Origin of the sequence: Leeuwenhoekiella sp. NPDC079379 (assembly GCF_044542075.1) — a bacterium.
GTDB lineage: Bacteria > Bacteroidota > Bacteroidia > Flavobacteriales > Flavobacteriaceae > Leeuwenhoekiella.
Window position 1 is genome coordinate 135,426 of sequence record NZ_JBITTU010000001.1, and the last position, 13,672, is coordinate 149,097.

The 13,672-nt window shown below is 37.2% G+C and carries 10 protein-coding genes; 6 read left to right on the top strand and 4 right to left on the bottom strand.

All coding sequences use genetic code 11. The features are described 5' to 3' along the window. Positions 1–6 precede the first annotated feature (6 nt). The 4 genes from ACIGAM_RS00515 to ACIGAM_RS00530 are packed head-to-tail and all read right to left on the bottom strand — an operon-like array spanning position 7 to position 6,222. Complete coding sequence (locus tag ACIGAM_RS00515; protein WP_396509525.1) at positions 7–1,065, bottom strand: carbohydrate-binding family 9-like protein; 1,059 nt, start codon at positions 1,063–1,065, stop codon at positions 7–9. Between the two features lie 3 nt (positions 1,066–1,068). After that, the gene (locus ACIGAM_RS00520) at positions 1,069–2,040 is read right to left on the bottom strand and encodes a glycosidase (protein WP_396509526.1); all 972 of its coding nucleotides are present in this window, start codon (positions 2,038–2,040) and stop codon (positions 1,069–1,071) included. Between the two features lie 52 nt (positions 2,041–2,092). Beyond that, positions 2,093–3,964, bottom strand: coding sequence for a sodium:solute symporter family protein (locus ACIGAM_RS00525; protein ID WP_396509527.1), 1,872 nt, complete (start codon positions 3,962–3,964; stop codon positions 2,093–2,095). Between the two features lie 2 nt (positions 3,965–3,966). After that, positions 3,967–6,222 (bottom strand): GH92 family glycosyl hydrolase, encoded by a 2,256-nt coding sequence (locus ACIGAM_RS00530; RefSeq protein WP_396509528.1) that lies wholly within the window; start codon positions 6,220–6,222, stop codon positions 3,967–3,969. A 141-nt stretch (positions 6,223–6,363) separates the two neighbouring features. Between ACIGAM_RS00530 and ACIGAM_RS00535 the strand changes: the two genes are divergently transcribed. The 6 genes from ACIGAM_RS00535 to ACIGAM_RS00560 all read left to right on the top strand — a co-directional run bounded on the left by ACIGAM_RS00535 (position 6,364) and on the right by ACIGAM_RS00560 (position 13,668). Then, complete coding sequence (locus ACIGAM_RS00535) at positions 6,364–7,449, top strand: sensor histidine kinase (RefSeq protein WP_396509529.1); 1,086 nt, start codon at positions 6,364–6,366, stop codon at positions 7,447–7,449. Continuing rightward, the gene (locus ACIGAM_RS00540; RefSeq protein ID WP_396509530.1) at positions 7,446–8,153 is read left to right on the top strand and encodes a LytR/AlgR family response regulator transcription factor; all 708 of its coding nucleotides are present in this window, start codon (positions 7,446–7,448) and stop codon (positions 8,151–8,153) included. The genes ACIGAM_RS00535 and ACIGAM_RS00540 overlap by 4 nt, the downstream gene beginning before the upstream one ends. A 110-nt stretch (positions 8,154–8,263) precedes the next feature. Then, a complete protein-coding gene (locus tag ACIGAM_RS00545) occupies positions 8,264–9,445 on the top strand; it encodes a hypothetical protein (protein WP_396509531.1) in 1,182 nt (393 codons plus the stop codon). Positions 9,446–9,486: 41 nt separating this feature from the next. Then, positions 9,487–10,371, top strand: coding sequence for a dienelactone hydrolase family protein (locus ACIGAM_RS00550; protein WP_396509532.1), 885 nt, complete (start codon positions 9,487–9,489; stop codon positions 10,369–10,371). Between the two features lie 152 nt (positions 10,372–10,523). Next, a complete protein-coding gene (locus ACIGAM_RS00555) occupies positions 10,524–11,546 on the top strand; it encodes an aldo/keto reductase (protein ID WP_396509533.1) in 1,023 nt (340 codons plus the stop codon). A gap of 187 nt (positions 11,547–11,733) precedes the next feature. Further along, positions 11,734–13,668: a zinc dependent phospholipase C family protein gene (locus ACIGAM_RS00560; RefSeq protein ID WP_396509534.1), complete on the top strand. Its 1,935-nt coding sequence runs from the start codon at positions 11,734–11,736 to the stop codon at positions 13,666–13,668. Positions 13,669–13,672 lie beyond the last annotated feature (4 nt).

Here is a 13,672-nt window from a genome sequence, read left to right on the forward strand (position 1 = left end):
GTTGTATTATTTAATTTTTGAATATTTGCCGTCTTCTCTTATACTGTACACTGCATTAGAGAACGGACTTTCTACTGTAATAGACCAGCCGTACGTATGGTTTTCTAATACAGGAGTAATTGTTTTACTTTCTAATTTAAATGTCTGTGCCTGCAGATCGCTTAAACGTGTTGCCCAGGTATTGTGTTTTGAAAAATATGTTTTTTGCTTTCGGTAGATTTCATATAATTTCCAGCGTAATTTCTCGTCTTGAGGAATTGTAAACACAACTTTCTCCGTAGGTGGTTTAGCGGAAAAATATACATAGCCCCAATGCTCGGGTTCATGCATATTGATCACTCCTTGCGGGGACCAAACCCAATTATATTCAGGCAAAAATTTTCCCGAAGCATCTTTTTTACGGCTGTATTTTCCATTTTCTAAAGTGTGATCCCAGTTTACGCGAGAAAAATTGATTCGCCAAAATTTATCTATTGGTAAATCATTTGATCCGCTTGCTTCGGTTAATACAGACCACGGCATAGCTATTTCTACACTCCAGCTCGTATCTATATCACTCGGGTCATTTAATGTCCCATTAATAGAAACAGCAGATTGTAATCCCTGTATATCCCAACTGTCTAAAACCGGCGCAGACTCTCGATAAGGTTTCGCTAAAAGCAAATCCCAAATCGTGTTGAGGGAATTCATCTCAAACTCGTAATAGTTATGTGTATCCCCGTCAGGATCAATAAATATTTCAAAATCGTTATTGTAAAATATAACGGTATCGCGTTGCTTTAGGGTTGCCCAGATATGCGGTTCTATTAATTCGGCATAGAAATACAAATTATCATCATCCCACAACATTTTAAAACGAGTTTGATATTTTGGAGTCTTTACACCTTCTATATCAATAAATTCCTCAGAAAACTCTGCCTGTTGCCAAACACCTTCGTTTCCTTTACCATCAATAGTTAGTGGAGCTTCAATATGATGCGCTACATAAGAACGAGGAGTGATTTTTTGGGCTACGCCCGAAAAACAAAACAGAAAGACTAAAAGTGTAAAGCTGAATGTATTCATAAGTTACAGACTATTATTTTTTACAAAATCTATGATTTCGCTCAATTTCCCAAAAGCTACCGAAGTTACCGTATCTGCAGCACCATAATACAATGCCACTTTATCTTCTTCTATAGAATGCAAAGTTGCACACGGAAATAATACATTTGCCACATCACCTACCAATTCATAAGGTGCTGCCGGAGCCAGTAAATAGGGCTGACTGCGATATAATACCTTATCAGGATTTTCAATATCTAATAGCGCTGCCCCTACCGAATATCTAAACCCATTACATGTATTGATCACACCGTGATAGAATAATAACCAGCCTTCATCTGTTAATATAGGTACAGGACCTGCCCCTATTTTTGTACACTGCCACGCACTATCGACAAATGGAGTCACTTTCATCACGCAACGGTGTTCACCCCAATACTTCATATCGGGGCTGTAGCTGATGTAAATATCACCAAAAGGTGTATGCCCATTATCGCTAGGACGGCTCAACATAGCATATTTACCATTGATTTTCTGTGGAAATAAAACGCCATTACGATTAAAGGGGAGAAAGGCGTTTTCGCACTGAAAAAATTCTTTAAAATCAAAAGTATAACCTATACCTATAGTTGGGCCGTGATAGCCATTACACCAGGTAATCCAGTAGCGGTCTTCAATAAAACACACTCGCGGGTCGTACTTATAATCAGATTCAATCATCTCGGTATTGCCGGCACCAAAGGCAATTGGGTCGTGATTGATATCCCAGTTGATTCCGTCTTTACTAAAGCCTGCAAAAATGTTCATTTGCACCGCTTTATTATCACATCTAAATACTCCTGCAAAACCATCTTCAAAAGGTACTACTGCAGAGTTAAAAATACTGTTAGAACTTGGGATGGCATACCGGTCTATAATAGGGTTCGCATCATAGCGCCACATTACATCTGTATTGTTTGCCGGTCTATCTTGCCAGGGGATTTGGGTTGTACTCATAATCGTATTTATCGTTATCATTTTACCTGAAAACAGGCATCTTATATTTGTATTAATCTAATTTTTTAACCTTATCCAACCAGGTAAATTTTAAAATCAATGTGGTGACTCCAAAAACTAAAAAGCTTATCGCTGTCTTATTATAGTCACGTACTATTAGAAAAATAGGCAGTAAAATCATACTCGACTGCCATACTATACCTATTGCACAATTGAACATATCAATTTTAAAGTCTTTATTCTTCCCTATTTGTTCGGTTTCGGTGAGTTGCTCTCGCACCGGTTTCCACCAGCCCCATGGATGTACCGATGTATAAAAACTTTTAAGAGTTGCAATTGCCGTAGGGGGCGTAAAATAAGTTCCTAAAAATGAACCTAAAAGTGAAAATCCAAAAATTACCGGGAATAAGTATATGGCCGGAATTTGGGCGTATTGATATAATAAGGAACCCTCTTCATAAGTTGACGCACCCTGATCTATTATATATTGCAACGTCGCTACAATTAACCCTGAAAGCATTCCCCAGAAATATCCCCAGCCGTTAAAACGCCACCAGATCCATTTTAAGAAATTTGCGGCTACATAACCTCCATAAAGTGCACTGGTAATCCATAAAGTGATTGAGTTTATAGAATCTGCAAAAAAGCCCATAATAACACCAAGAATCACCACTGCAAAAGAGGCGATATGACTTGCTTTTACATAATGATTATCTGAAGCTTCTGGTTTAAAGTACTTTTTATAAATATCATTTACGATATAGGCGGGTCCTGCATTTACAAATGCTGAAAACGTTGACATAAATGCAGCAAGTAGCCCTGCGAGCATCAGTCCTTTTATACCTACAGGCACGTGATTATTAATAACCTGCGGTAAAATAACTTCAAGATCATTACCACTTATACCGCCTTGCGCAGCAAGCTCTGGAGCTATAAATACCAGACCTAATAATACAATTGCCGCAATCATTAAATATCTGGGAATAAACAGCACTAAATTTGTGAAACCGCTCATGTAGGCTGCATCTTTTACCGTTCGGGTTGACAAAATACGCTGCATGTCATAACTGGGTGTAGGCCCTGCAATACTTGCAAAAATGCCTTTAAACAAACTCATACCCACAAAGGCTCCAAACATTTTATAACCTTGCGAATCTATTAACGCATTAAAGCTTTCAAAATCGCCGGCCCAAAAACCGGTTAGCTCACTGCCAAATGCTACATTAGTCCATTCTGCGGGAATAAGCGCAGTTACCTGCGCATCTGTAAATGCGTAAAAAGTATATCCCGCAACCAGAACACCTGCCAATACCATTATACCAAACTGCAATACTTCGGTAGAAACCACAGAGAACATTCCGCCTTTAATGGTATAAATCGTAGTTAAAAAAATAAGCACTAAGGCATAAACCTGTTCTGAATTTAAAAGCTGCGTATCTGCAATCACCAGACTTACATCCCACGGGAGAATAACAGTCATAAATTTACCTACACCTTCAAAGAAATAAGCGATAAAACCTACCGAAGCCACAACAGCAAATATTGCGACAATAAGATGTGAAGCACGGCCTGCTTTATCATCTCCAAAACGAGAAAGAATCCATTCAGAACCGGTCATCACGCCCGATCTTCTAATCCATACGGCCAGAAACATCATCACAAAAATCTGATTAAATATGGGCCACATCCACATAAACATGAAGCTTTTTACGCCATATAAAAACAAGATTCCCACCATCCAGGCAGTTCCCGAAACGTCAAACATTCCCGAACCATTACTAAGGCCTAAATAGTACCATTTTATACTTTTACCTCCTAGAAAGTAGGAGTCTAATCCCTTTGAAGCTTTTTTAGCTACCCACACACCTATACCTATGGTGGCTAGTAAATAAACTGCAATAATTAGTATATCTATACTGTTCATCTCTAGTTTACCGTCTTAGTTACTCCCCACTTTTTATTAGGTGCAGACCCCATCACAAACTTGAGCTCACCGCCTTTTAAAAGTTGGTCGTGTGTAATTTGAGTTTGATTGAAAACTCCCCCATTAAGAGTTGCAGATTGAATGTAAAAATTAGCTTCAGAAACCCCTTGTGCGATTATACTGAAGGTTTTTCCGTTAGGTAAATTAATGGTTGATTTTTCAAAAATGGGACTTCCTATTTCGTAAGCTGCACTTGCCGGATTAAATGGGTAAAGTCCCATAGAACTCCATACATACCAGGCAGACATCTGGCCGGCATCTTCATTACCACTCAACCCATTAGGCGTTGTATTGTATTGTGTTTTTAGAATCTGATTAATCCAGTATTGGGTTTTCCAGGGTTTACCGGCTTTGTTAAATAAATAAGCGATGTGATGACTAGGCTCATTTCCGTGTGCATATTGCCCTATTAAACCAGATATATCTGCAGAAACATTATCTCCGGTTATTTCAGAACTTTGAGTAAAAAGCTGCTCCAACATTTTAGTAAAAGGTGCTGCCCCGCCATGAAGTTTTATAAAATTATCTGTATCGTGAAGTACAAACCAACTGTGCTGCCACGCATTACCTTCAGTATAATCTGTGTTTTTCATATGTTGAGAAAACTTAGGATCAAAAGGTACATGCCACACACCATTTGCAGATTTGCCACGCATAAAACCGGTTTCTGAGTCATACAACTGCTCATACGACTTAGAACGTTTTGAAAAATACTCGTAATCTGCGGTATGCCCCAGCGCTTTAGCCATCTCAGCTACACACCAGTCATTGTAAGCATATTCTAACGTGTAGGTTACAGATTCGTCTATTTTATCATAAGGGATATACCCATATTCTTTAAGATACTCTAGTCCCCGCTCATCACGCATTTGTGTGTGTTTTATCGCCTCAAAAGCCTTTTCTACATCAAAGCCTTTAATACCTTTAAAATATGCTTCAGTAATTACGGGTATCGCGTGATTTCCTGTCATGGTATTGGTTTCATTGCCATAAAGCGTCCATACGGGTAAGCTCTTATGTACTTGATAGTACGCCAACATAGAGTTGACAATAGCTGTGGTTTTATTAGGTTGAATTAATGCGAGCAAGGGGTTTTCAGCTCTAAAAGTATCCCACAGCGAAAGCGTTGAATATGCTGTAAAATCTACTTTTACAATGCTGTCATTTTCCTGACGGAATTCTCCATTTACATCGCTAAAAGTTACCGGCGCAATTTGTGTATGGTATAATGCCGAATAAAAAATTGTCTTTAAAGAATCTGTAGGGGTTTCTACTACAATATGCTGTAACTGTTCATTCCAGGCTTGCTGCGCGGCAGTTTTAGCCTGTTCAAAATTCATGTTAGCCGAAGCTTTCATATTTTCTTTTGCATTAGCAACACTCACCGAAGAAACCGAAATTTTGACCTCAACATCACGACTTCCATCTATATCAAAAAAGAATTGAGCCGCTGTATTTTTCCCGACTACGCTAGCTGTTTTTTGAATGTTTTTATCCTGTATTAATTGATATCTCGAAATAGGCTTTGAGAAAGTCGCCACATAAAAAACCTTTTGATTTTTTGCCCAACCTGTAGTATTCCTGTAGCCGCTAATCGTATTTTTATCTTCTACGTGTATCGCTGTCTCCATTGTCGCATCCCAGTTAATCGCAAAACCAAGATCAAGTACTACAGAAGGCTCACCTGCACCCTCGTAATTGTATTTTTGAAACGCTGTGCGCTGTGTAGCTGTAAGTCTCACCTTAATTTGAGGATCTTCAAGATAAACCGAGTAGTAGCCCGGTGAAGCGCTTTCACGCTTATGTGAGTATTTTGAAATATAAGGGCGTTCTAATCTACTGGAATAGGTTCTCGTTAAGTCAAGTTCTTTCGCTGTAGGCATAAATAATAGATCTGCTAAATCACCTATACCGGTGCCACTTAAGTGCAACTGACTAAAACCAGACACGATAGAATCTGAATAATGATACCCTGAGCACCAGTCCCAACCATTTGTACCATTGTCTGGACTTACCTGCACCATACCAAACGGCATCGTAGCACCAGGATAGGTGTGCCCGTGACCACCGGTACCTATAAATGGATCTACATAAGCCGCTAAATCAAACGCTGGTTTAGAAAGATTTTCCTTTTTTTCTTCGGTTTTACAAGAAAAAAAAGCGGTTATGAGTAAAATATAAATAGATTTTTTTAACATTTGTAAGCTTATTTTTTGCCTTGACAGTGTGAACTGTTAAGATTTTTAATAAATATGTAATATATTATAACGGTATAAGTTTTTTATTAGACCAACAACAGTTCTCAAAAGCTAAACAGCTTAAAATTCATTTTTAGAACAATGGCCCTAAGCGCTACACTCAAGAATAATTTGTTGCTAAATGCAACAACCGGCTACAAGATAAACAGCTCACACCACGTCATATTCTGGTTGGTTTATTTCTTATTTAACTTTTTGCGGTGGGGCAGTTATTATGAAGATTATTTCTACTCGTTTAAGTCTAATTTACTAGGCTTCCCCATACATATGACGTTATCATATTTTACAATTTATGTACTCATACCCCTATTTATATATAAGCGAAAATACATCTTCTTCATATTGAGTTTAGTAGTCGCTATTTTTATAATGGTTGTCGTAAAGTACGAGCTCACTTATTTCTTAATTAGCAATAATGTCTGGCCTGAAGGTCCCGAAGAAACCACGAGTCTCAATGTAAATTACATCGTAGTCATGATGCTGGGCGAACTATATGTAATCTCTTTTGTTACCGCTATTAAAATAACTATAGATTGGATGCGAGAACGCCAGCTGGCAGCCACTCTTGCCGCTTCGCAGTTAGAAACAGAATTACGATTTTTGAGATCACAAATCTCACCACATTTTTTCTTTAATACACTAAATAATATCTATTCATTAAGTTTAGAAAAATCTGAAAATACACCAGATACCATTTTAAAATTATCAGATTTAATGAGGTATTTACTTTATGAGACTAAAGAAAAACGGCAGTCTCTTGCAAAAGAGATTAAGTTTATAAATAACTATTTAGATCTGGAGCGCATACGCTATAATCACAAACTTGATTTGAGTTTTAATGTTACGGGCAATCCCAGAGGAAAAAAAATTGCTCCGATGCTACTCATTCATTTTATTGAAAATGGCTTTAAGCACGGAGCCAATAAAAATATAGGAATGGTATCTATTAAAATAGATCTTACCATAGATGAAGACGTTCTCTATTTTAAAATGAGTAACACCCTACCTCAAAAGGATTTAAAAAATAACATTCCAGATGTAGGCGGAATAGGTATTGAAAATATTGAAAAACGTCTTAAATTGGGCTACGGAGCACAGGATTATGACCTCAAGATTTTTTCAGAAGATGGGGAGTATAAAGTACATTTAAAATTAAAGTTATTATGAGTTTACAATGTGTAATAATAGATGATGAACCTCTGGCAATCAATGTCATTAAAAACCACATTACAAAACTTAGTACACTCAATGTTATTCAAACATTTGATAATGCAATCTCGTGTATTGATTTTTTAAGAAATAATCCTTGCGATTTAATATTTCTAGATATAAATATGCCAGTTTTAGATGGCTTAAGTTTTCTAAAAAGTCTTGATAAAAAACCAATGGTTATATTAACTACGGCTCATGAAGAATACGCCGTACAAGGTTTTGAACTCGAAGTTTTAGACTATTTAGTAAAACCTATTTCGTTTCCGCGGTTTTTAAAAGCTACAAATAAGGCGCTTTCTAAACATCAAGAACAACAGAAACCTAAGGGAGATACAGATTCTATTTTTGTCAAAGTAGATAAGAAAAAAATGAAGAAAGTATATCTAGATGATATTCTTCTTATTGAAAGCCTCAAAGATTATATTAAGATTATTACCACCAGCGGCAACTATGTAGTTCACCAGACCTTAGGAAGTTTTACAGATGAGTTGCCTACCCCAAAATTTATACGCATACACAGATCTTACACGGCTAATATCACAAAAGTAGATGCCGTCGAAGGTAATAGTGTTGAGATTGCTAATAAGCGCTATACTATAGGTCGCAATTATTTAGAAGATGCAAAAAATGCTATTTTACACAATCAAACCGGAAACTAGCTTCTTGATTATCAATAATTCAAAAAATTAAGAATCGCAATTCTACATAGTAAACAGTTAACATAATAGCATAAGTTATTTTGCTATTTTTGATTCAAAATTTTAACTGTATGCGATACATAAAACAACTGCTTTTCTTTGCTATTTGTTCTTTCTTCACCTATTCTGCCACTGCGCAAGACCAGGTTTCTGCACAAATAATAAAAGAAAGAGATTCTCTTTTACTCAACCTGAACAGACAATTAGAAGATAATGCGGTTAAACTTAAATCCCTTCAGGGTGAGTTTTCAGACCTAAATCCTAACCGTACCAGCCAACGCCTTGGAAGCCTAGACAGTATTATTTCTAAGCAAGAAAATCGCATCACGCTGCTTGAAAATTCTAGAAAAATTCAGCTTAAATTAAACGGCCAGCTTGCTTTTACAGAATTAATGAGTATTCATCGGGATATCAAACCCAGCAACCTACTACTTTCTTCACAGGAATTTTTCAGTAAAATAGCAGCAATAAATAATCCCACAAATTACGCGGCTTATGAAAGTTGGTTTAAAGAATATCAAGACTGGTATGAGCGTAAAAAAGGAAAAGACAACTGGTTAGATTTAATCAATAACAGTTTAACGGTTTTAAATAAACCTGCCAGCAATGTGCCTCTTTATGGCTCCTTATACCAAACATTCTCTACAGGAATCACTTCAGCATTAGAGATTGTAGGCGGCGCTAGTAAAGATTTGCGCGATAAAACCCCGGCAATGCTCAACGTTTTGAATACGGCGAGCCAGTTTAGCCAGCAACAAAGTATTATTGATAATGAGTGGAAGAGTATTAATGAAGAACTTAATAAACTTGAAAACGAATACAATCGCCTTTTAGAAGAACAAGCCACGTATTACGGTCTTAATATGAATATGGTTAAGCAATATCAGAATGCAACTTTAGACAGTGAGCGTGAGACTTTAAAAAATAATTTTAGAAAAGCTATAAATACAAAAATCGGTGCTATGGAAAAAGACCATAATAAAGAATGGCTCACTGAAGTTGAACGATTTATGGTTAAAACTCAGTCGTTACGTCAACGTTTTGGTATGCTTACGTTACGTATGAAAAGTAATATTGCTAAGTACAAAGAATTGATTGTTCAGTTCTCTAAAAATGAATTACTTGCGGAAGAATTTAGGTCTAAAATACGCGAATTACAAGGTAGCATAGATCAGGTAAACGCAAATTTTAATGCGGTATTTAACCCTTCAAAATACATTGAAGATTCTGCCGTAATGTACATCACGCAATAATCACGTGGTGCTGAAACCCGGTAAAATTTAAAAATAAGGTTATGAAAAAGCTTAAAAAAGAAGACATCAAACAAGAAGTTTTTGATCTGTATGACGCATACGCTCATAACAAACTAGAACGCAGACAATTTGTAGAACGGTTATCTGTTTTTGCTGTGGGTAGCATTACCGTACCGGCACTTATGAGCTTTTTAATGCCAGATTATAAAACTACCATGCTCATAGATCCTCAGGATCCTAATCTTGATTCTGAATTTATCACCTACGATTCGCCTAAAGGTGGTGGTGAGATAAAGGCGTTGCTTTCAAAACCTAAAAATGCAACTCAAAAACTAGGGGGTATTGTTGTTGTGCATGAGAATCGTGGTCTTAATCCTTATATTGAAGATACCGCGCGCAGAGCAGCTCTTGCTGGTTTTATAACAATTGCCCCAGATGCATTGAGCCCTCTGGGTGGATATCCTGGTAATGATGATGAAGGTCGGGAGATGCAACGCAAACGCGACAGTGGCGAGATGCTTCAAGATTTTATCGCGGCCTACGAGTTGCTTAAAAATCACCCCGATTGTAATGGGAAAGTGGGTGTTGTAGGTTTTTGCTTTGGTGGCTCTATCTCCAATATGATGGCCGTGAATGTTCCAACACTCGCAGCAGCTGTACCCTTTTATGGCGGGCAACCTACCGAAGATATTGATAAAATTAATGCGCCTTTACTACTTCAGTATGCCGGTTTAGACGAACGCATAAATGCAGGCTGGCCAGAATACGAAGCTAAACTGAAGGAATATAATAAAGAATATGGTGTGTTTGTTTATCCTGATGTAAATCACGGTTTTCACAATACCACTACCCCACGCTATGACAAAGAAGCTGCAGAACTAGCTTGGGAACGTAGCATTGCATTTTTTAAGGAGCATTTAAGTTGATTTATAAAAGTGAATTCAAATATTATACTAGTAAGAGGTGTAGAATTTCTAATTCACACCTCTTTTATTTTTAATGAAATCAAAATAAAGTTTAACCTCAATTTAAAACGGAAGTCTGCTGCCCTGCCTAACTTTAAAGAAAAACAAACATTATGAAATTTAATTATGTGGGAGATACTGGGCTTTTGGTATCAGAACTGTGTTTTGGCACAATGACCTTTGGTGGAGACAATGCAGGAATGTGGAGTAAAATCGCAGCAGTTGATCAAAAAGAAGTGAATGGGATGCTCAAAGCTGTTTTTGATGCCGGTATTAACTTTATTGACACTGCTAACGTTTACTCTTTTGGGCAGTCTGAACAACTATTAGGGCAGGGCTTAAAAGATTTAGGAACAAAACGGGATGATGTGGTAATCGCAACAAAAGTTTTAGGCCCTATGAGTCAAAAACCAAATGATGTAGGACTTTCTCGATATCACATTTTCAACTCAGTTGATGCCAGTTTAAAAAGATTACAGCTTGATCACATAGATATTTTATATGTACACGGTGTAGACCCTAGAGTTTCAATAGAAGAAATTCTAAAAACGCTTAATGACATCGTAGCTACTGGGAAAGTACGCTATATCGCTATTTGCAACTGGCCGGCTTGGATGGTTGCAAAAGCACAAGCGATTGCTAAATACAATGGCTGGCAAAAATTTATAGGCCTGCAGTATTATTATTCTGCCGTAACCCGAGATATCGAGACCGAACTCGTACCTATGGCTGCAGATCACAATCTGGCTATTTTTCCCTGGAGTCCTTTAGCAGGTGGTTTTCTAACCGGAAAATATGCTCGTGAAGGCAGCAGTGAAAAAGGCTCGCGAAGAGCAGACTTTGACTTTCCTCCTATTAATAAAGACAAAGCATTTAACCTTGTAGATGTAATGCAGGAAATCGCTATTGCTCACAATGTATCTGTCGCAGAAGTTGCTTTGGCATGGGTACGTCATCAAAAAGGAGTTACCAGTACAATTATAGGAGCAAAAACAATTAAACAATTACACTCAAATATAAAATCTACAGAAATTAATCTTTCTAAAAACGATTTAGATAAAATTGATGCAGTAAGTGCTAAACCCGATTTATATCCTGGGTGGATGATAGACCGCCAGTCAGAATATCGAAAATAAAATGTAAAACACGCTGTAAAAAGCTCCTCAACTGAGGAGCTTTTTAATTTTAAAACGATTCATCCATTACGTAAAACACCTTAGACATATAGGGGTTAAAAACCTCACTTATAGGTAATTTGCCTGTATAACAACATAGCACAATCTTGTAGTTTTAGAATATACAAATCACTAAAAACTACTCATTATGCCAGGACCGGCTGTACACTACATCGTAGGAAAAGATCTAACGCGCGGATTTCCTTTCAAAATTGATTACAAGCCAAATGCTCCCAGAAAAGATCATTTATTTGACCCACAAACAATTGGAATTTTAAATGAGCATCCCATATACCGAAACTTTGGAACGTTAGGTCCAGATTTTTTATTCTTTAATGTAAAAGATTGGCCTGCAGGCGAATTTATTCCTGTCAAACAAATGATCAAGTTTGCCGAAATTCTAAAATCTCTTGAAGTTAAAATTGAAGAAAGTTTTCCTGCACTTATAAAAATTAAGGAGCTGAAAGAAGATCTTGAGGAAGTGGTAGATGATGTTATAGCAAGCTCTGCAATTTTATTAACAATAAAGTTATTTATAGACGATATTAAAGCAATCATAGGCCTTATAGGATCTATTGTAAAAGAAGGACTTAAAGATCTCGTAACCTCAAATATTGATATTTATAGCTTTCTCTCAAGCCCTATACAGGTATGTGAACCTAAAAATAACTGGTGGTGGTTTGATGTTTTACATTATAGTAAAACCGGGGAATTTGCAGAGTATCTTTTAAAAAACTCAAAACACAATGATGCACTGCACGCTTATGCTATAGGATATTTATCTCACGTAGCTGCAGATAGTGTAGGTCACCCCTATGTAAACAATATTGTAAGAGGTCCTTATCGTACGCATAGCCAAAGACACAATGTTGTAGAGAAATTTCAAGATGTTTCTGCATTCAACTTTTTTGAGTCTAAAGAATTTAGCACAAGCGAACTGCATGAAGAATTTAAGTTTAATGATCGTATACATGATCTGTACACAGGAGCTCCTGTTCCCGATTATGATTCTATTATAGACGGCTTAACACCGGGGTTGACAGATGTAGGACTTCCTAAAGAGATTGCAAAACTTTTTGCGGAAGCTACTCAAAATGTCTATAATACTCCAGGTGGGCATCCGTTTGGGGGTGGTATGACCGAAGAAGAAGTTGATGCTTCCTACAGGCTTTGGTACAGCTGGTTTAAAGCGACCACTAGTGAAGCAATTCTACCAGACTCTCTTCCAGATTTACCACCACTTACAGAAGAAATACGTGAAGTATGGAACCGTTTTAGAGACAAATTTAATAATGCGTTAGATGAACTGGATAATGCATTAGAAGATTTATTCTCGGGTGGCGGAAGTTCTTTCAGTTTAAAAGGCTTAGCAAATTTCTTTAAAAAAATTGCTCGTATTATTGAAGCAGCTGTTGCTGCAGCTGCAGCATTTATAGAAGCTATCGAAGAAACTATAGCCAGTATCAGCAAACAGGCAGTGCACTTCATGCTTAATAAAGTATATCAGGCATTGTATGTCATTTACGACTATTTTAGACTCTCTGTATCGTTAAACGGCCTAGCGTTTCCCGGGGTGCGTCATCTTGACGACTCAAAAGTACGCCATATGTTAAATCCTATTATTGAAGATGTTAGAGGTAATAGGTTATCTAATTCCTGGCCCTACCCCATAAAACACGTTGATGTAGGAACGGGTATCTGGCGCACAGCATCACAAGAAGCACATTTAGTATACCCTAGCCTTTTAAAGCCTGAATTAGATCTGGTTACCCCGGCACCACTGAGTTACACCTCAAATGTGCATACGTATTATATTAAAGATGATGTAGGTATAGATTTAAATTTTATTAATCAATTTGCACCCATTCAAGATTTTATTAGTCACAATTTGCGGGTTAAGAATGAAGTGTTAGGCAACGCCAGTGAGCTAACGGGAGCGCTCTATGATAATTTTCAGAAAGGAAAAAAACTACCCAATATAAACTTAGATGCAGACAGAGGTATAGGGTATCCATGCTGGGAACCCGAAGGCTGTGAGAATGACAATATTAAGGAACCGGTAAATCCAAAATTCAATCATTAAAATT